At 64.1% G+C, this 19,768-nt stretch carries 17 protein-coding genes; 3 read left to right on the forward strand and 14 right to left on the reverse strand.

The genetic code is table 11. The annotated features are described in order from the left end of the window. Positions 1-19: 19 nt before the first annotated feature. The 6 genes from J2X50_RS14610 to J2X50_RS14635 all read right to left on the reverse strand — a co-directional run bounded on the left by J2X50_RS14610 (position 20) and on the right by J2X50_RS14635 (position 7,585). A complete protein-coding gene (locus J2X50_RS14610; protein WP_429096042.1) occupies positions 20-2,416 on the reverse strand; it encodes a polysaccharide biosynthesis tyrosine autokinase in 2,397 nt (798 codons plus the stop codon). Positions 2,417-2,573: 157 nt separating this feature from the next. Next, positions 2,574-3,467 carry a UTP--glucose-1-phosphate uridylyltransferase gene (locus J2X50_RS14615; protein WP_429096044.1) on the reverse strand — a complete coding sequence of 298 codons (894 nt, stop codon included), beginning with the start codon at positions 3,465-3,467 and terminating at the stop codon, positions 2,574-2,576. A gap of 67 nt (positions 3,468-3,534) precedes the next feature. Then, positions 3,535-4,506, reverse strand: a complete 972-nt coding sequence (locus J2X50_RS14620) for a glycosyltransferase family 2 protein (protein WP_429096046.1) — start codon at positions 4,504-4,506, stop codon at positions 3,535-3,537. Then, positions 4,475-5,401, reverse strand: coding sequence for a glycosyltransferase family 2 protein (locus tag J2X50_RS14625; RefSeq protein ID WP_429096191.1), 927 nt, complete (start codon positions 5,399-5,401; stop codon positions 4,475-4,477). Before J2X50_RS14625 ends, J2X50_RS14620 begins: the two co-directional genes overlap by 32 nt. Beyond that, positions 5,401-6,387, reverse strand: coding sequence for a glycosyltransferase family 2 protein (locus J2X50_RS14630; RefSeq protein WP_429096048.1), 987 nt, complete (start codon positions 6,385-6,387; stop codon positions 5,401-5,403). Before J2X50_RS14630 ends, J2X50_RS14625 begins: the two co-directional genes overlap by 1 nt. A 25-nt stretch (positions 6,388-6,412) precedes the next feature. Further along, positions 6,413-7,585, reverse strand: coding sequence for a glycosyl transferase family 1 (locus tag J2X50_RS14635; RefSeq protein WP_429096050.1), 1,173 nt, complete (start codon positions 7,583-7,585; stop codon positions 6,413-6,415). A 167-nt stretch (positions 7,586-7,752) separates the two neighbouring features. Between J2X50_RS14635 and J2X50_RS14640 the strand changes: the two genes are divergently transcribed. After that, complete coding sequence (locus J2X50_RS14640) at positions 7,753-9,138, forward strand: polysaccharide pyruvyl transferase family protein (RefSeq protein WP_429096051.1); 1,386 nt, start codon at positions 7,753-7,755, stop codon at positions 9,136-9,138. On the opposite strand, the gene J2X50_RS14645 is transcribed toward J2X50_RS14640, so the two are convergent. The 8 genes from J2X50_RS14645 to J2X50_RS14680 form a co-directional block, all read right to left on the reverse strand. After that, positions 9,040-10,500: a lipopolysaccharide biosynthesis protein gene (locus J2X50_RS14645; RefSeq protein ID WP_429096053.1), complete on the reverse strand. Its 1,461-nt coding sequence runs from the start codon at positions 10,498-10,500 to the stop codon at positions 9,040-9,042. The two genes, J2X50_RS14640 and J2X50_RS14645, sit on opposite strands and share 99 nt — an antisense overlap. Then, entirely contained in the window at positions 10,497-11,675 is a 1,179-nt protein-coding gene (locus J2X50_RS14650; protein ID WP_429096055.1) for a glycosyltransferase, read from the reverse strand. Before J2X50_RS14650 ends, J2X50_RS14645 begins: the two co-directional genes overlap by 4 nt. Before the next feature lie 40 nt (positions 11,676-11,715). Then, positions 11,716-12,798 carry a glycosyltransferase gene (locus J2X50_RS14655; protein ID WP_429096057.1) on the reverse strand — a complete coding sequence of 361 codons (1,083 nt, stop codon included), beginning with the start codon at positions 12,796-12,798 and terminating at the stop codon, positions 11,716-11,718. 22 nt (positions 12,799-12,820) lie between these two features. Next, the gene (locus tag J2X50_RS14660; protein ID WP_429096059.1) at positions 12,821-14,152 is read right to left on the reverse strand and encodes a UDP-glucose dehydrogenase family protein; all 1,332 of its coding nucleotides are present in this window, start codon (positions 14,150-14,152) and stop codon (positions 12,821-12,823) included. 63 nt (positions 14,153-14,215) lie between these two features. Next, entirely contained in the window at positions 14,216-15,022 is an 807-nt protein-coding gene (locus J2X50_RS14665; protein ID WP_429096061.1) for a glycoside hydrolase family 16 protein, read from the reverse strand. A 133-nt stretch (positions 15,023-15,155) separates the two neighbouring features. Continuing rightward, entirely contained in the window at positions 15,156-15,545 is a 390-nt protein-coding gene (locus J2X50_RS14670) for a hypothetical protein (protein ID WP_429096062.1), read from the reverse strand. A 30-nt stretch (positions 15,546-15,575) separates the two neighbouring features. Then, a complete protein-coding gene (locus J2X50_RS14675) occupies positions 15,576-16,601 on the reverse strand; it encodes a glycosyltransferase family 2 protein (protein WP_429096064.1) in 1,026 nt (341 codons plus the stop codon). Positions 16,602-16,858: 257 nt separating this feature from the next. Continuing rightward, positions 16,859-17,131: an exopolysaccharide production repressor protein gene (locus J2X50_RS14680; RefSeq protein ID WP_429096066.1), complete on the reverse strand. Its 273-nt coding sequence runs from the start codon at positions 17,129-17,131 to the stop codon at positions 16,859-16,861. Between the two features lie 593 nt (positions 17,132-17,724). Between J2X50_RS14680 and J2X50_RS14685 the strand changes: the two genes are divergently transcribed. Together J2X50_RS14685 and J2X50_RS14690 are read left to right on the forward strand one after the other, a co-directional pair. After that, a complete protein-coding gene (locus J2X50_RS14685) occupies positions 17,725-18,402 on the forward strand; it encodes a sugar transferase (protein WP_429096068.1) in 678 nt (225 codons plus the stop codon). A gap of 98 nt (positions 18,403-18,500) precedes the next feature. Then, the gene (locus J2X50_RS14690; protein ID WP_429096070.1) at positions 18,501-19,760 is read left to right on the forward strand and encodes a polysaccharide biosynthesis/export family protein; all 1,260 of its coding nucleotides are present in this window, start codon (positions 18,501-18,503) and stop codon (positions 19,758-19,760) included. Positions 19,761-19,768 lie beyond the last annotated feature (8 nt).

The following is a 19,768-nucleotide window of genomic DNA, read 5'->3' on the forward strand; positions in this document are numbered from 1 at the left end:
AACTGATCGCCGGACCAGTTCAGGTAGCGGCCTTCACCCTGGCCTCGCTCTTGTCGATGTAGTAGCTCGAATACTGGCCGAGGAACTGCTCGGATCCGCCATAGGCACCGTAGCTCGGCAGACGCTTGAGATCGACCTTGTTCAGCACCAGTCCAAGGATTTTGTTGGCGATGTGGGGCTCGGCATTGAGGGCGGAGCGCACCAGCGGGCGCGGCGTGGCACCCCACTCGGCCACCAGCACGAAGCCGTCGGCGAGCGGCGCGAACGCCTTGGCGTCGACGACCGGGCCAAGCGGCGGAAGGTCGACGACGATGTATTCGAACGTCCCTTTTGCTTCCTCGATGAAGCGGCGCATGCGTGCCGACGACAGCAGCTCGCTGGTGTGCGAGAAGCGGCCACGCACGACGGCCGGAACGATGGCCAGCTTCGACTGACGGTCTACCTTGACCACGGATTGCCATCCCTGGTCGTTGACCACCGCCTCCACCAGCCCCTGATCTGCGTCGATGCCAAGGCTGCGGCTGAGACCTGGGTTACGCAGATCGCCATCGACCAGCAACGTCCTTGCGCCATTGTTCGCGAGCAGCCCTGCCAGGTTGGCCGCCACCGTCGACTTGCCCTCCCCCGGAAGCATCGAGACGACGCCTATCACCTTGCAGCCGGCGTCCTGCAGCACGACATCGGCGGCGATCTTCGTGTTGCGCAACGTTTCGGCAAACATCGAGGCAGGCGAATCGATCGCAATGCGCATGCGTGCCCGCCTTTCGGCGGCCGCCGAGACCTTGGTCGGAGGTTCCGCCGGAGCTCCATCCTTGACGTATTTGCCGTCCTTGGCCTTGCCCTTCTTGTCGTCGGACGCACCGATCAGCGGCAGGTAACCCAGGAACTTGACGCCAAGGCGCTGGCGAACGTCGTCGGCGGTCCGGAAAAAGCGCTCATTGAATTCGTTGAGCGCGCCGAATGCCGATCCCATCATCAGCCCCAGCACCAGCGAGAGGCCGAGCACCAGGGACGTCCGCGGGCTCGAGGGCCCGCGCGGCATGGTCGCCTCTGAGATCACGCGCACCTTGGCGATCGGAAACGACTGCTGCTGCGACGCCTCCTCGTAGCGGGACAGGAAAGTCTGGTAGAGCGTACTGAGGGCGGTCGACTGCTGTTCCAGTTCGCGCAGGCGCACCTGGGCCTGGTTGGCGTCCGAATTCTGGCCGGTGGCCTTTGCCACGCTGTCACGGAGCGCGGTCTCCCGCGACTGCGCCACCTCGTACTCGTTGCGATAGGTCTCCGACAGCTGGCTGAGCTCGCGGAACATCTGGTTGGCGAGATCCGCCTGTTCCTTGCGCAGCGCAACCGCCTGCGGATGGTCCGCGCTGAAGCCGGAGGAGATTTCCTGTTCGCGTTTCGACACGGTGGCGTAGCGCTTCTTCAGCTCCGAGATGACCGGGTTTCCCGGATCCTCCGCCGACAGGGTCGAGTTGCGCACGGCTGCTTCCGGCCCGCTCTCGACGATGATGCGATATTGTTCGTAGCGGGCGCGCGACTTTGCCGTATCCGCCTGGGCGAGGATGAGCTGGGCGTTCAGGTCGGAGAGCTGCTGCTCGGCGATCGTTTCGCCGCGTGCCGCGGTTAGGCCGTTTGCGGCGCGGAATTTCTCAACCTCGAGAGCCGCCGCCTGCGAGCTCGCGCGCAGTTCCTCGATACGGCCCTGGAGCCAGACGGCGGCCTTTTCGGTGGCGTCGAAGCTGGCGTCGAGCTGGTCCGAAACGAAGGCATCGGCATAGGCCTTGGTGATGGCCGCCGCCAGCTGCGGATCATTCGAGCGATAGGCGATGGAGATGACGTAGCTGCGGCCCAGGCGTTCGGCCATGACATTGGCCTGCAGGGTCTGCACGGCCTGCTCCTTGAGGGTCGCATCTGCCGCCGCCTTGCGCTGGGCCTCGGTCAGTTCCGGTCCGCCGGCGGCGATGTCCGGACGCGAGCGGAACATCTGGACGACACTGCGCGCATAACCGAACAGCCGCGACACCAGCGATTGCGGCGGCTGCATGAAGCTGGGGTTCTCGTCCAGCTTCTGCTTTTCTACCACGACCGCCGCCAGCCGCGCCGACTTGATGATCTCGATCTGGCTGAGGATGGCCGCGTCGGTCTGCATGTTGACCGGCGTCGCCGACACCTCGTCGACGATCTTGTTCATGCCCTCGTCGATGAGGACGCGGGTCATGGCGGTGAATGTCGGCGGCGTGGTCTGCAGGTAGACCAGCCCGAGGACGAGCCCAACCAGCGCGCCCATGCCGACCACCCTGGCCTGGCGCTTGGCCATGGCAAGCAGGCGCTCGAGGTCGATGAAGTCGCTCGCCTCCCCCGCTTCCTGGGAAGCAGGCGCAACACGGCCGTTGAAAGGGAAGCTGGCGTAGTTCATCTGCGTTCCAGTTCTTGCTTGAGCGTAACGTCGCTCGAAGGGTTCTGGGCGAAGCCGATTTCAGCCACGCATTCTCGTTGCAAGCGGGCGTGCCTGCGGCACTGCCAAAACGGAATCGAGGGCGGCCGCGCGCGGCCGCCCTCGACGATTGGCGAACTCAGGCGGCGGCGACGTGATCCTGCTCGGCGACCATCTCGCGGATCGCGTCGAGCACCGAGTCGCGGATGTCGGCCCGCTTCAGCGCAAAGGCCACGTTCGCCTGGATGAAGCCTTCCTTCGAGCCGCAATCGAACATGCGGCCCTGGAAGGGCCTCGCGAAGAAGGCCTGGCTGGCCGCAAGGCGCACCATGGCGTCGGTCAGCTGGATCTCGCCGCCGGCGCCGCGCGTCTGCGTGCCGAGCAGCTGGAATATCTCTGGCTGCAGGATGTAGCGGCCGTTGATGTAGTAGTTCGACGGCGCCTTGGCCGGAGCGGGCTTCTCGACCATCGCGGTCACCTCGAAACCGGCGACGACATCCGGTCCCTTGCCGACGATGCCGTATTTGTTCGTCTCGTTGGGATCGCATTGTTCGACCGCAATCACGTTGCCGCTGGTCTGCTCGTAGAGTTCCATGATCTCGGCAAGACAGCCGCGTTTTCCGAACGACACCATGTCGGGCAAGAGCAGTGCAAACGGCTCGTCGCCGATGATGTCGCGGGCGCACCAGACCGCATGGCCCAGCCCGTGGGGCGCCTGCTGGCGCGTAAAGCTGGTCGCGCCGGGCACGGGCAGCAGGCTTTCCAGCGACTTGATCTGCTCAACCTTTCCGGCCTGCTCGAGCGTACCGACCAGTTCGGGATGAAGGTCGAAATAGTCTTCGATGACCGCCTTGTTGCGGCCGGTCACAAAGACGATGTGCTCGATGCCGGCCTCGAGGGCCTCGTCGACCGCATATTGCACCACCGGTCTATCGACGACCGGGAGCATCTCCTTCGGCATCGACTTGGTGGCCGGGAGGAACCGCGTTCCGAGACCTGCAACAGGTATCACCGCCTTCCTGACTTTCTTCATCGTGCCTTTCCTATCGATCACTGTAGTCTCCTCGTCTTTCGTCTGGCCGTACGGAGAGGCAGTCGCCTCACCTGCCCGGCCGACCCGCGAACTGCTCCGCGACCCGCCGCAACCGTACCGCGATCGGCATCCGCAGATGGCGGATCGCCGACGGGTCGCGCAAAGCCGTCCGCATCGCCTTGAGCGGCGACCGCGACTTGATGTGCTGAACCAATGACAGGAATGTGGCAGCCCTACTCAGGCTTCGAGTGCGGCGCGTGAACGCTTGGCGCGCCTCTCCGTCGAGCCTGTTGACACGCTCGAAAACGGCATCGGCGCACTGCATCGCCTCGACATGGCGAAGCTCAAGAATCCGTGAAATCGAGCCGCTACGGATATGGTAGGCATAGCCTACGGCGGGTTCGACGACACATCGGCCGCCCATGGCGAGGGCGCTGGCCAGCAGGATGAAATCCTCGCCGATGCGCAGGTCTTCTTTATAGCGGAGATGGTTGTCGTCCAGATATCCTCGCAAGAATATCGGCTTCATGTAACCAAAATTGAACGTACCTTCGAACAGCAGGTTACCATCGATGTAACGGGCCAAGGTGAGTTCCGGGAGCTGTTCGAGCTGTCCTGGGACGAACATCGTATCGGGGGCGGTGCCGTCCTCTCGAATCACCACGAGATTGTCGACGGCCATGGCGGCATCTTCGGCCTCGGCGCGCGATATCATCGTCGCGAGCCTGTCCGGCAGCACCGAATCGTCGGAATCGAGCACCGCCACCCAGCGCCCGCGGGCCGCGTCGAGCCCGGCGTTCCTGGCCGCGCCGGGGCCGCCGTTGCGCCCGAGCGGCACGACGCGCACGCGATTGTCGGCATAGGATTGCGCCACCGCCAGCGTCCCATCCGACGAGCAATCGTCCACCACGATCACCTCGACCGAAACGCCCCTCTGGGCCAGCGCGCTGTCCACGGCGCGGGCGAGCGTGGGTTCCGCGTTGTAGGCCGCGATGACGAAGCTGACGTCAGGCCGCACGCTGGCCTCCCTCGTCGCCATAGAGGCGGATTTCGCGCATGCCGATGAGCCCGCTCAGCACGCCGACATGCATGATGCCCCTCAGCAGGCTCCGGTTGCGGCCAACCGGCCGAAAGACGCCGAGGCCGGCCGCGGCGAAACAATAGCCGGCCTTGGCCGAAGCGAGGGCAAACGCCGGGACCAGGCCCATGCCGGAGGTCTTCGACCCCAGCAACCTGCCGTGCGTCTGCCCGACGCGGAAGCGGCGCTTGGTGAGCCAGCCGAAGGTCGCACGCGTTGCGGGTACGGGCTCCTCCACCCATGCATCCTCGGCATAGGCGATGCCACCTCCGGCCTCGAAGACCTGGCCGAAGAATTCGGTATCCTCGCCGCCCGTCTGGCCGCGCGCCAGGCTGAAGCGCCGGCCGGCGATGCTTTCGGCCGCCATCCTGAGCAAGACGTTGCAGGTGTAGCCGGTGCGGATCTCTCCGGCGACCAAGACCGGGTAGGTCGAGTGGAAGTCGCCCAGCCGCATCCAGCTCGGCGCAGTCGAACTGTAGCGTGCCCGGACCGGCCCGAGCACGACATCGGCGGAGGTTTTCTCCGCAGTCTCGGCCAGACGCCCGAGCCATTGGCTCGTCGCCTTCTCGTCATCGTCGATGAAGGCGATAAAGTCGGCGGAACTCGCCTCCAGACAGGCGTTGCGCGCGATCGAGATGTTGCGCGCCGGACAGTGGACATAGCTGATCGGCAGCGCCAACTGAGCGGCAAGATCGTCCACCAATGCGCGTGCGCTGGGCCTGTCGTCGTTGTCTGCGACGATCACGCCGATCCGGTAGCCCGCCGGCATTTCCATGGCGGCAAGCGAGCGCAACGTCTCTGCGAGGGCCGGTCGCCGGAAGGTGCAGACGCAGATGTCTATGCTGGCGGCAATCATCATGCGGCCCTGCTTCTCGTTCCGGCGCTGAGCAGCTGCAGCCAGAATCCCAGCGACCAGGCGAAATGCATGACCATTGCCGAAATGCCGGCCAGAGCCCGCTTGGGGGCCCCAGTGCGAAGACCAAGCATGACGCCATAGCCGAGGCAGGTGGCCGCCCACAGCATAAGCGGTGCGGCAAAGACCGCGTGCAGCGGCGCAAGCAGCGCCAGCGAAGCCGCAGGCGCCACCATCAACGGCGCCAATTGCCTGAGCTTGGGCGCGACCCGGTGCTTGAGCACGTTCTTGGCGCGGCCGCGCCCATAGCCGAAATACTGGCGATAGAGGCCGACGAGCGAGTTGCGCGGATAGTAGGTCATGCGCGTCCGGCCGCTCATCCAGATCTTGCAGCCGGCCTGGCGCAGGCGATGGTCGAACTCGGCGTCCTCGTTGTGGCTGAAGCTCTCATCGTACCCGCCTAGGTCCCGGAACGCGCTCACGCGCATCAGGGCGTGGTGGCCGTGATCGACCCACTCGCCCGACGAACGATGCCGGTGCTTCGAGCCGCCGGTGCCAAGCCTGGAATTCTGCGCGGCTGCGGCGGCCTGCTGCACCAGACCGGTGCCCTTGGTGAGCATCGAGACGACCACGGAATCGGCCCCCGTCTCACGGGCTTCCTCGATGAGGCAATCGCAATAGTCGTCGGGGTAGCCGCCATGCGCGTCGATGCGGATCAGATAGTCGACGCCGTCGCCGAAGCGCTCGACGGCGAGGTTGAGCGCAGCGCTCTGGATCCGCCTGGCATTGTCGATCATCACCACATTGGCATCTTCCAGCGCAGCCCTGCCAACGATGGCGCGGGTCGCATCGCGGCTGCCGCCGTCGGCGACGACGATGAACGCGCCGAGGCGATCCGCGGCCGGCCGAAGCTGGTCGAGCAGGGCGCCGATGTGGCGCTCCTCGTTGAGGCAAGGGATGACAATGATGCAGGAAGGGTTTTCAGGCATGCGTCGCTATGGAGATTGTTTCGTTTCAGGCGGCGATGGCGCCGGCCTCGCCGGCCCGTGAATCGCAGGCGACGCGTTCAAGCATCGCAACCAGCGCGCGGCAATCGGAGCGGTCACAGCTCCAGGTCTTCGGATCGCGGGCAAGCACGCCGCGACGCAAGATCTCGTAACGCTCCGGAGTGACGTCCTGGAGCGCTTCGGCGAGAACCTCGACCGTGGGTTTGCGGAGGATCACTCCGACGCCCTGCCGGTCCAGGAAGTTGGCGGTCTCGGTTTCCGCCATGGCTATCGGCACCGCGCCGAAGCGGCAGCCTTCATACAGCCGGTTGGGCAGTAGCCACTTCGAGTTCTGACCATCCTCGAAGAAGTCGATCGCCCAGGAGAAATGCACCTGCCCGTAGATGCCGGCCATGTCCTCCGGGTTTCGATAGGCACCCATAAACTGCAAATGGGGCTCGGATGCGACGAAACCGTGGAAGTCCGGGAACTCGGTGAGCGACGGCCGGCCACGCATGACCACTTCGAAGCGGCCTTGGCTGGCGCGGGTGAAGTCCGCCAGCAGTTCGAGCGAGCGACGGCAGCGCAAAGCGCCGAACCAGCCGATGCGCCAGGGCGGGCCTGCAACAATGGAGTCTAAAGCCGGCGGGACTGCATCCGAGGCAAGGTCCAGCAGCTTGTTCTCGACGAGCGCGACGGGGGCGTCGATCTGGCCGAACCTCTGAAAGTATTGCCTTACGAAGGCCGGCGAACTGGTCAGCAGAAGCTTCACATTGCGGCCAAGCATGCGCTCGACGCGGCGAAGGCCGATGCCGACCAGGTCTTCCCGCAGCACCAGCCGATGTATATCCAGGCACTCGTAGACGATGGCAGCGCGCGAGCCGAGCGCAGTTCGCGCCCGCTGCGCCAGCGCCAGCATCTCCAGATTGCGCGCCATGACGATGTCGGGGACCGGCACGCCTTTCAGCGACGCGGAAATGCTCGCGGCGGCCTTGGCCACCGCGCCGAGCCGTTGCGCGAAGCGGCCATCACGGGTCGGTCCGAGGTCGACGGGCTTCAGGCCCTCGACGTCTTCGACCGGTTCCGCGGTCCGGCGAAAGCCGGCCAATGTAAGACGTGCGCCTCCGGCCTTGAGCATGATGACCCGACGGCGAACAGCTGGATCGGATACGTCATGCACGAGGTACAGAACATGCAGCATGAATCCACGCTCGCAGTTTGGCCCACCCGCGGGGAAAGCTAGAGGACGATTTGCTGCGTCGCAACAATTATTGACCGGCAGCCACTCAACTCTTGTTGCGCCGCAAAATAGCCCGTTTAGTCTGGCCTTGTCCCAGCGTCCGGATGGAAACGAGGAGGCGAGCCTGCATGAAGAAAGTCATCGTCGAGAACACGGTCTGCCTGAACACCGGAGACGCCGCGATCCTGCTCGCCATCAGGCATATTCTGAAGTCGGCCTATGACGGCGAGCTTCGATTCCAGGTTTTCGACAGCCAGCCCGAGGTGGCCTCGCGGCTCTATCCGAAGCGGGACTATCCCGACATCGAGATCCGCAAGCTCCTGTCCGAATCGATCTTCAAATACCCCTATGACGACAACCGGCTGAAGAACCTCGCCAAGCCGATCTACAACAGACTGGCACTGAGCGCATTGCGGCACTACGGCAAGAGCCGCGCGCTCGACGAGACCATGTTCGGTGCCGAGGACCGTCGCAGCCTCGACATGTATCGCGAGGCCGACCTGGTCATCACCACCGGCGGCACCTACCTGGTCGAGAACTATAATCTGGAACGGCGTCTCAACCAGTTCCGGATCGATGCGCTGTTCGGCAAGGACCCAGTCTTTTTCACCCAGTCGCTCGGGCCATTCGACAAGGACTACAATCGCCGCGAACTGAAGCCCGTGTTCGCCCGCAGCCCATTGATCCTGCTTCGCGACGAGCGTTCGCGCCAGCACCTGCGCGATCTGGTCGACGATCCCGACAAGTGCCATGTCGTGGCCGACTCGGTGTTCGCGCTCGCCGACAAGAAGCGCATCGAGGCTATACTCTCGTCCGGCGAAGCTCCCGTGCCGACCGGTCGCGTCGGCATCTCGGTGCGTCATTGGAACTACGTCAACGACGGCGCAGACGGGATGGGTCGCTACATGGATTCCGTCCGCGAAGTCGCCACCAGGCTGGTACGCGATCACGGCAAGCAGGTGACCTTCGTTTCCACCTGCCAGGGCGTGCCGGAATACGCCCACGACGATTCGAAGACCGCGCGCGCGATCGTCTCGGGGCTTGCTCCCGAGATCGCCCAGCATGTGACCGTCGATCCCTCCTTCCATACGCCCGAACAGTTGATGGAACTGGTCAAGGGCTTCGACTTCGTGGTGGCGACACGCATGCACATGATGATCATGTCGCTGTGCGTCGGCGTCCCGGTGCTGCCGATCGCCTACGAATTCAAGACCAAGGAACTGGCCAAGCGGGTCGGCGTGGCCGACCTCCTGCTCGACATCGACACCGTCACGCCGGACAAGGCTGGCGACAAGCTGACCGCCTTCCTGGCCGACCTCCAAGGTTATCAGCGCACGACGCTCAAGGCAGTGCTCGAGGAGCATGCCTCGGCGATGTCGGCGGCGGATCTTCTCCGGCCCCTGCTTGCTGATCCATCAGCGGATGTTGCGGGCGATGGTCTTCCAGGCCTCGGCAAGGGCGCGACGGGACTGCGGCACGGCGAGCATGAAGATCAGCGCCACCGCGTAGCTTAGGATCGCCGCGGAAGCGGCCGCTACGATGTTGGACTGAGCGACCAGCGTTTCCGGCAGATAGCCGTAGCCGATCCAGGCCACGGCCGCGGCCACGATGAGCAGCGCCTGGACCATCAGGAAATCGATCGACGACACCGGCCCGACGCGCTGCATCAGCACGGCTAGGACCGGCAGCCGCAGCACATAGCCGCTGATCGCATAGGCGGCGGCAACGCCGACCGCGCCCCATTTCAGGCCGACGACGAAGGACAGCACCGTCGTCAGCGCCGAATAGATGCCCCACCGGAACATCGTCCTGGTCTTGCCCTGGCAGATGAATATCCAGCCGGTCGTGCTGGACACAGGCTGCATGAGGCCGGCGATCCCGAGCCAGGCAAAGATGGGCGCCACCGGCAGCCAGCGCTCGCCGAAGAGGATCGACACGACCGGCTCGGCGGCGATGGTGAGCGCGGCGATGCCTGGAACGGTGATCGCGGCAAGCAGCCAGTTGGTCCTGAGGTAGAGGTTGCGGAAACGCGGCTTGTCGTCCTGTATGCGGCTGAGCAGCGGCACCATCAGCCGCGAGAGCGGCTGGTTGATGTTCTGCAACGGGAACAGCAGAAGCTTGTAGGCGCGGTCGTAGTAGCCGAGTTCGATCGGTCCCGAGAACTTGCCGATCAGGATGTTGTCGAGGTTGCGCGAGAAGAAGTTGACCAGGTTGAACCCCGTGAGGTTCGCCCCGAAGGACAGGATCTCGCGATCGACCTTTACGTCGGGCCTGCCCGGCTGCCACCGCGTCGCCCACCAGGCGCCGAGCAGGGTAACCAAGGTCCCGACCGCCGGCCCGATGACCAGCGACCAGTAACCGAGCCCGGCATAGGCCGCCGCTACGGCGGCAACCAGGCTCGCGGCGGCGGTCAGCACGTCATTGATCGCCAGTTGGCCGAACTGCAAGTGGCGGTTCATGAGCGCAAGCGGCAGGGCAGCAAGGCTGCCGAACAGCAGCGGCAGGGCCGCAGCCAGCGTGATCCCGGTCATCCTCGCATCGCCGTAGAAGGCGGAAACCGCAGGCGACAGGGCTGCCACGGCAGCTGTGCAGAAGAGCCCGGCAAGGGCGCTGATCCAGAACACCCGGTTGAGCTGCGCCTGGTCGATCTGCGGTCGCTGGATGACCGCCTGTTGCAACCCCAGATTCTGGAACAGTCCGACAAAGGCGACGATGGGGCCGACCGAAGCGACGAGGCCGAAATCCTCCGGCACGAGCAGCCGCGCCAGGATGACCACCGACAGCAGCTGGATGACCATCTTGGCGGCCTGGGCGCCGGCAGTGAACACGCCACCGCGCAACGCGATGCGTCCGAGTGGCTGGGGCTCGGCGGTCATGCAGTTGCCCTCGTTTCGACCAGCCGAACCAGCGTGTCGGCGAACGCGTCGTTGAGCCGCGTGGAATTGAATTCGTCTTCCACCTTCCGCCGTGCCGCCACGGCGAGCCCTTCGCAGTCCTCGGGATTGTCGGCGGCCCAGATCAGCTTTTCAGCGAGCGCCGCCACGTCGCGCTCGGGGGCCAGCAGGCCGCTGACGCCGTCCTCGACCAGTTCGGGAATGCCCGAATGGAAGGTGCTGACGACGGTCAGCCCTGCCGCCATGGCCTCCATCAGCGCCACCGGAATGCCCTCGAGGTCACCGTCGCCTGCCTTGACGCTGGGAAGCAGGAAGACATGCGCCTCGCCGAGCCGTCGCCTGACCTCCGAATGCGGAAGGGGTCCGAGGAAGTCGACACGCGAGGCGACCCCCAACCTCGCTGCAAGTTCCTTCATGTCGCTGAGGAGTTCGCCCCCGCCGACGACGGTATAGGTCCATTCCAAATTCGGACGCCGCGACCAGACATGCGACAGCGCGCGGAGCGCGTATTCGATGCCCTTTTTCTCAGTCAGCCGGCAGACCGAAATCAGCGCCAGCGTGTCGATCCGCGCTGTCGGCCGGAACGCGATCTCCTCGGTTTTCACGCCCATGTGGTGCACGACGGCCGTTTCTGGCCTGGCGCCTGCGCCGATCAGCGCGTCGCGGAAGAAGCCGTTGACCGGCATCTGCAACGCCCCCTGCTCGAAAACGGCGCGGTAGCGCGACAGCGTGCCATCATGCATGGGCGCGCCCACGTCGTGGCCGTGGAATACCGTCACCAGCGGCGCCGAAATGCGCCGCCGATTCATCGCCCTGGCGACCCGCAGGCCGTTGTTGCCGAAATGGGCGACGATGACGTCGTATTTCTCGAGCTTGCCGGCGAGAGCGATGTCGAGCGCGGTCGACGCCTTGTCCCACAGCCGGCCGGACCAGTTGCGCATATGGGGACGCAGTGGCGCAAGCGGGCCCCACCACCTCGCCGCGCCGGCGGGCAGGTTGCGCCAACGAGCCTCGTCGATGTTCGGTTCCCGACCGAAGGTCGTCTGGTTGCAGACGACCCCGACCTCCATTCCTCGGTCGAGGCATCCCGATATCTGGTCGAGGACGAAAGTCTCGGAAAGAGAGGGGAACTTGTCGACTACGAAACAGACCTTCATCGCTTCGCGCCCTTGGAAATCGATCGGCAAACGAGCGTGCCTAGGCCGCGGCCCGGTCGAGGCGCTGTGCCGCGGCCTTCTCGAGCACGGCCATGAAGGTGGCGAACTGTGCGTCGGGCTCGAGTTGGGGGCGTCGGGAGAATTCGCGCGCCGCTTCGGACAGCCGCTCATATTCGACCTGGTCGTCCCACAGCAGCCGTACCCCCGCGACCCAAAGGTCGAGCGGTGCATCGTAGTCGAGCACGATGCCGCCGCTGCCGATGGCCTCGGGCAGGCCGCCGCGCCGCGAACCGACGACCGGGATGCCGCTGCAATGCGCCTCCGAGGCCACGCGACCCCAGGCCTCCTCCCATTTGCTCGGCGCAAGCAGGACCTTGGTGCGGCCGTAGACCGTCTTCATGTCGTTGGTTCGGCTTTCGAGCCTGACATTGCCGAGCGGCGCGATCGTTTCCTCGATGCGCGCGCGGTGATCGTCGGCCAGCTTCCAGCTCTCGACGAACAGGAAGGGAATGTCGCGACAGCGCTCCGCGATCCTGACGGCAAGTTCGAAGCCCTTCTCATTGTAGGGGTTGATCAGGGTGACGTACTGGCCGCTCGTCGTGGTGGCATAGTGCGCCGGATTGATGGTCGGCGGGATGACCGTCGATTCGATGCCGAACTTGTCCTTGTAGGTGCGGGCCGTGAACTCCGAATTGGCGATGTAGTGCGCCGAACGCAGTTCCCTGAGATCGCCGGCGAGTTCGTGGAATTCGACGTTCCTCAGATAGACGACCAGTGGCACGCCCTGCGCTTCGAGCGCTTTCCCGATCGGCACCGACTTATGGCACTGGACCACCGCGACGTCCGGCCCGAGCTTGTCGACGGCGAAATCCGCGGCCTCCCACGGGAACCAGGCGCGCACGACGGGGTAGCCGGGGAAGCAGTCGATCACGGCGCGCTGCCCCAGCAGCTTCATCTTCGCCCGCGCCTTGAGGCCGAACATGCCGTCGCCGAACAATGCGGCAAGCACCGAGGCCTCGTGGCCATGGGCACGCAGCTGCTCGACCAGGTGATGGGTGCTCGACTGCACCCCGCCGCTGAATTCGGGCGTGTAGCCGTTGCCGCCGGCGAAAAGTACCTTCATGCGCTAGCTCCGGTTGGTTTCGTCACGCGGCCTGCCTGCCGATGCTGAAATATTGCAGGCCGTGGCGGGCCACGATCCTCGGATCGAACAGGTTGCGGCCGTCGAAGATGACCGGCGTGGTGAGCGAGTTGCGGACGACGTCGAAGGCAGGCGCGCGGAAGTTCTTCCATTCCGTGGCGATCAGCAGGCCATCGGCTCCACGCAGGGCCGCCTCCTTGGTGCCGCACAGAAGCAGGTCATCGCGCTGGCCGTAGATCGACTGGCACTCCTGCATTGCCTCCGGATCGTAGGCCTGCACCTTGGCGCCAGCCTTCCACAAGGCCTCCATCAACGTCCGCGAAGGTGCCTCGCGCATGTCGTCCGTATTCGGCTTGAAGGCCAGCCCCCAAAGCGCAAAGGTCTTGCCGGCGAGGTCGCCCTTGAAGAAGCTCATGACCTTGTCGAACAACACCGACTTCTGAGCGTTGTTGCGGTCTTCGACCGATTTCAGCAGCGTGGCGTCGAAGCCGACGTCCTCGGCCGTGCGGATCAACGCGCGAACGTCCTTGGGGAAGCACGAGCCGCCATAGCCCAGCCCCGGATAGATAAAGTGGTAGCCAATGCGCGGATCGGAGCCGATGCCCTTGCGGACCTCCTCTACGTCGGCCCCCAGCAGTTCGGCGAGGTTCGCCATTTCGTTCATGAAGCTGATCTTGGTGGCCAGCATGCAGTTGGCCGCATATTTGGTGAACTCCGCAGAGCGGACGTCCATCACGATCATCTTCTCGTGGTTGCGATTGAATGGCGCGTAGAGCTCGCGCATCACCATTTCCGACTCTTCGCTGCCGGTGCCTACGATGATGCGATCAGGCTTCATGCAGTCGGCGACGGCCGATCCTTCCTTGAGGAATTCGGGATTGGAGACAACGTCGAAGGTGAGGTCTTCGCGGCCGCGCGCCTTCAAGGCCTGAGCCATCGTTGCCCTGACGCGGTCGGCGGTGCCGACTGGCACGGTCGACTTGCCAACGACGATTTTCGGCCCCTGCATCTCTCGGCCGATCGCCTCGGCGACCGAGAGCACGTATTTTAGGTCGGCGGACCCGTCCTCGCCCTGTGGCGTTCCGACGGCAATCATCTGGATTTCGCCGTGGTTCACCGCAGCCGCGGCGTCGGTGGTGAAGACGATCCGGCCTTCTGCGTGGTTTTCTCGCACGAGAGCCTCGAGCCCCGGCTCGAAGATTGGAATGAAGCCCTGGTTCAGCCGCTCGACCTTAGCCGCATCGATGTCGACGCAAACCACGTCGTGGCCGACCTCGGCGAGCACGGCCGCCTGCACGAGGCCGACATAGCCAATTCCAAAGACCGTCAATTTCATAAATTCAATCCCGTTGATGCTGGCCGGCCCAATGGCGGTCGGCCCCTTCGTTTCGCAAGTGGATCACTGCAGCTTGCAGGCCACCGATTCCTCAAATTGGCACGGTTCGCCCAGCGCCGTGAAGGCCAGCCGGTCCACCGACATGGTCACCACCCTGCCCGGGTCGGCGAACGGTCCCATCCATTCGCCGAGGGTATCGCTGCCCCACAGGCTGAAGAAGATCTTCTGCGCATTGCTCGGCAGCGGCGTCGCCCCTGTCGCCTCATGCACCAGTTGGCCGTCGACATACCAGCGCAGCCGCTCCTTCTCCCAGACGAAGGCATAGTCATGGAAGCCCTTGTCGGCGCCGCCCGGCACGTCGACCAGCTTCTCGTTGTAGGGCTTGCCGCCGACATAGGTATTGACCTGGACCTTGGAGGGATCCTTGGTCAGGACCTCGAAGTCGATCTCGTCGTGCGGCTGCTTGTCGACCGGACCGATATAGGTGAAGAACGCCGCATTGAGCCCGGACCCGGTATCGGTTTTCACCCGCGCTTCGTAGACGCCGTAGCTGAAGCGCTCCCTGGTCTGGACCTCTCCGCAGGAATATTGGCGTTCCTTGTAAGGCTTCTTCTCGAAGCTGAGATTCAGCATCCCTCCGGAAACCTTGACCTGGCTCTTCGACCAGGTGCAGTTCTGGTGCTTGCCGTTGTTCCAGCCGTCGGAAACGAACCAGCGCGAGCCGCTGAGACCATCGAAATTGTCGACGAAGGACTTGCCGGTGGCATCCTGAGCCTGCGCGCCCGACGTTGCTGTCAGCATGCCGGCGAGTGTCGCACAAGCGGCAACTGCACCAAGGCGGCCGATCGAGAGGGATTTGACAGCTTCCATTGCCAGTTCATCCTTGTCCTGCTTGCGCCTCCCGCCCGAGAATCGCATTCGAACTTCCGGCCGAAGGGCTGATCCCTCGGCCAGCAAAATCTCCTCCATCCTCCCTTGGTGACTGTGCCGCCTATGGCCGGCGCTATATGTTTCCGCCTGCCGGTTTGGTCGCCAACTCCTCGTCGGTGCCGCGACCATCGACGACAAACGTGTCCACCAAATGACGAAGCCGGTCGATGAACGCCGCCTGGGCCTCAAGGGCGTCGATGCGGCGGCGGCATCCCTTTATCGACTTGGTCATCTGGTCCATCTCCGCGATGCGCTGCGGAGATGCCGCATCGTTGTCGACCGCTTCCGCCAGAAAGGCGGCGTTGGCCGAAACGCTTTCATAGCGGTTTCTGATCCCGGTGCCTTCCGAGTCGATCTCGGCGGCAAGTCGCACCAGAATCTGCGAAAGTTGCTCGAAGCGCACCTTGTCGGTTTCCCGATCGCGGTCGGGGCTGCGGGTCTTGAAGCCGAAGATCGCGGCCATGCTAGGTACTCCGTGCCGATTCCGAGGCCATCATGAAGCTCCGGCATTGTCGCCGGCAAGCACCTTGCCAGACAGGAGGTAGCGTTTTCGAAGCGCGCCTTCCGGCCGGGAAGGTGCCAAGTATCGACGCAGCGGCTCGAGCTTGTCCATCGCCACGCCGCGCGCGACGCCGAGAAAATTCGCTGGCGAGGCCAAGCCGAAGGCGAGCGCGGCACCGGCACCTTTTGCAGCCTTCACGTCGAGAAAGTGCCGCAGGCGGTACTTGTCCCGGACATGCCGTTCATGCCGTCGCAGCCATGCCTTGGCCTCGTTCGCAATCCCAGGCACCGCCAGAAGCGACAGGTCCGCGTCCGCCAACCGCCGCAGATCTTCGGTACGATGCTGGCCGCTGAGCGAATCGCGCCGCACCATCGCGCCGTAGCCGCACGAGCGGATCAGCTTGAAGCGGGCGCCGGCGAGCATCGCCCGGGCGTAGAGAGCATAGTCCTCGCCGAGCCGCAGTGCCTCGTCATAGTCCAGGCCATGCCGTTCAAGGAAAGCGCGCCGCATCACCGGCTTCAGGAAACCGAGCTCGCCGCGCTGCGCGCCGCGGCGCGAAATGTTGCCCTCGATGAACTGCGCGAAACCCAGGAAGCTGGGCTCGGCGGCGAAATGCTTCACGTCCCCCGATAGGACCTCGCACGCAGAGCCACCCTGGATGAAGACGATGTTGTCGGCGGCCAGATCCCAGTCGGAGCTGGTGACGAGGTTTCTGAATCTTCCCGGCAGGAAGAAATCGTCGGCATCGAGGATGCTGACGAGCGGCGCCCGCGAATGGCGTATCGCTGCGTTGCGGGCGAAGGACGGCCCACGATTGACGTCGAAGCGAAGCACCGTCAGCCGGTGGCTACCGTCGTCGGCGCCGCGCGCGACGGCCTCCGTCGCGTCCGAAGAGGCGTCGTCGACCACCACCACCTCGGCCACCTCGGGCTCGCGCAGAGCCGAGGCAATCGCAGTAGCAATCGTGTCCGCCGCATTGCGTGCGGCAATGATGACGCAGACGTTGGTTCCGTTCACGCCGGCTACCTTTCCGTCATTTCCCACCGTCGCAAGAGCTATATTGCAGGTGCGAACAAGGGAACCCCAATTTTTGTTACGGCGGTTCATCTTCGAGTTCGGAAAGCACTCGACAACCGCCCTCGTCGCGCCTTTCAAGCACGGATATAGTTTATCGATGTCACCAGATATCGGGCCGTCACCAAGTCATCTTCGCTCGTCGATGCCCGCTTTGGCTACCAAACGGCCGACTACGAAGGCGAGTGACTACCTGCCCGTCAGTGCGAGCTGCCCTTCGGCGTGAGGTCGTCTCCCGGCACCACGGAGGCAGTTCCCGCTGAGGGCTTGCCCGCATCCTTGGCCTGGGCGGGCTTGGGCGCGCCGCGCAGGACCATTGCGAGGACGACCAGGAAGTATCCTACTTGAAGAATCACTGCGCAGATGACGCCGCGTAACAGAATCATGCCCCAGCTGGCAGCATCCAGGTATGACCAGATCGACACGATGATGATCACGATCACCATGCCGAATACGAACTTTGGCAATGTCATGCCGTTGCCCGTGAGGTTCGAGGCATCGGCGCTGAATTCATCACCATGTTGCTTGCAACTCCCCTAGCCCCGGCAAGCTTCCGCCAGCCTGTGTCCGTCGCATATATTTATGCGTCAACGATCTGGCCGCCACTCAATCGCAAGAACGCGCCCCTACTATATTGGCCGCTCCATCTGCCAGCAAGCCAAACACCCCTTCGGCCCGAATCCGCATAATGTTGCGCCGCACTATTTGCCGTCCCGTCTGCTGAAAATTCCTGTCTTCCAAAGCCGGCTTCGCCCAGAAGAATCTTCACCACTCAATCGCCATTCGTAACATTTTTTGTTTTTCTATGAACAATCCGGCGCCTTCGGCTAAATATCTCGTATATATTCTTAAAATCCTGGCATGTTGGTTTCCATATAAGACGGATACGAAATATTATATTCTTGGCCACAAAACTGTCACATTGCGCATTCTGTGTGCACACCATGGCCAACCAATCGTCATTGATTAGCGCTATTGTTTCAAGCGCCAAGAAATCGTGTGTTGCGACGCAACATGGCGTTGGTAACGTCGCCCGCGGCAATTCATGGCCAACTGGAGTTGCAGCATGAGGGAAACAGCCAAGTCGACCAGCTTGGACCTCCAATATATAGACGCGGAGACAGCGCCTCCCCTGGGGGGCGCCATCAAACGCGCATTCGACATCGCCTGCGCCGCAGCTGCGATCATCGTCCTCAGCCCGCTGTTCCTACTAATAGCGCTGCTGGTGAAAGTCTCGGACGGCGGGCCGGTCCTTTACGGCCACCGCCGCGTCGGGCGAGGCGGAAGCGTCTTCCCCTGCCTGAAGTTCCGGACCATGGTGACGGACGGGGACGCGGTGCTCGCGGCGCACTTTCGCGATAACCCGGACGCCAAGAGCGAATGGGAAGCGACCCGCAAGCTGAAGGACGACCCGCGCGTCACGCGGGTCGGAACGGTGCTGCGCAAGCTGAGCCTCGACGAGCTGCCGCAGCTCATCAACATCCTGCTCGGCGACATGAGCATCGTGGGGCCGAGGCCCGTGGTACGCGACGAACTCGAATATTACGGCAAGGCCGCCGTCTTCTACCTGAAGTCCCGGCCCGGCCTCACCGGCCTGTGGCAGGTCAGCGGCCGCAATGACGTGTCATACGACAGCCGGGTGGCGTTCGATCGCCACTATGTGGAGAACTGGTCGCTGGTCCAGGACATCCGCATCATCCTGAAGACGGTTCCGGCCGTCTGCCTGTCACGCGGCAGCTACTGAGCCGCGACGCTAGAAGTCGTGCCCTGGGTTGGGGGCTGGCACGGCATTTCCCACCCCGCCACGGTCCAGGCAACCGGGCAAAGGAACGGACGAACGACTTGATTTCGCACCACATGAACCGCCGCCGCTGCGCGGCGAAAGTCCCGGCTTGGCTCGGCGGCGTCCTCGCCGCAGCGCTGCTCGCCTCCCCTGCTCTCGCCGCGGAATACCTGCTTGGCAGTCAAGACAAGCTTACGATCCGCGTCGTCGAATGGCAGACGGTCGAGGGTGCGTTCCGTGACTGGTCCTCGGTCAGCGGCGACTACACGGTCGGGCCGACAGGCAACCTTTCGTTGCCGTTCGTCGGCGAAACGGCTGCCGCCGGCAAGACGACGGCCGAGATCGCCGAGACCATCGGCAAGACGCTGCAGGAAAAATTCGGCCTTCCCGACCGGCCCGAGGCATCGGTCGAGGTGGCACAGTTCCGCCCATTCTACATCTCCGGCGACATCCAGACGCCCGGCCAGTACGCCTACGCACCGGACCTCACCGTGCTCAAGGCGATCAGCATTGCCGGCGGCCTGCGCCGCGCCGCCGACGCCGGCGCCCGCATCGAGCGCGACGTCATCGCCGCCAGGGGCAGCTACGACGTGCTGACCGACGAGCAGCTACGGCTGCTGGTGACAAAGGCGCGGATCGAAGCCGAACTCGCCGGCAAGGCCGAGGTCGTCGCGCCCGAGGACATCGCGTCCAACCCTCTGGTGCCGGCGATGATCGCCGACGAAACGGCGATCATGACCGCCCGGCAGAAGAAGGTTTCGCTCAGGCTCGCAGCCCTCGACGACCTCAAGAAGCTGCTGCAGAGCGAGATCGAATCCCTCGGGCAGAAGTCGGAGACCCAGAAGCGCCAGGTCGAATTGGCCAAGAAGGAACTCAGTGGCATCGGGTCGCTCGCCCAGAAGGGCCTTGTCGTGAACACCCGCGTGCTTTCCACCGAGCGTTCCATTGCCGAGATGGAAGGCAAGATCCTCGACCTGGAAACCGCAGCGCTGCGCGCCAAGCAGGATATCAGCAAGGCGGAGCAGGACGCGATAGATCTCCGCAACGATACCGAGTCGGAGTTGGCGGTCGAGCGGCAGAAGGTGGTGGCAGAACTCAACGCCGTGACGCTCAAGGCCCGCATGCAAAAGGGCCTGATTTCCGAAGCGGTGGGCCTCGCGCCTGCCGCCGTGACGGCCGCAGGCGGCGAGCAGTCCATGTCCTATGTGCTGGTCCGCAACGAGGGCGGCAAGGCCAAGCAGGTCACCGCGGCGGAGGACACCCCCGTGCTGCCGGGCGACGTGGTGAAGGTGCAGCGCGTCGACGTGCCTGTGCGCTAGGCAAGATC

The organism is Aminobacter sp. BE322 (genome assembly GCF_050433525.1).
In the GTDB taxonomy this organism is placed as follows: Bacteria; Pseudomonadota; Alphaproteobacteria; order Rhizobiales; family Rhizobiaceae; genus Aminobacter.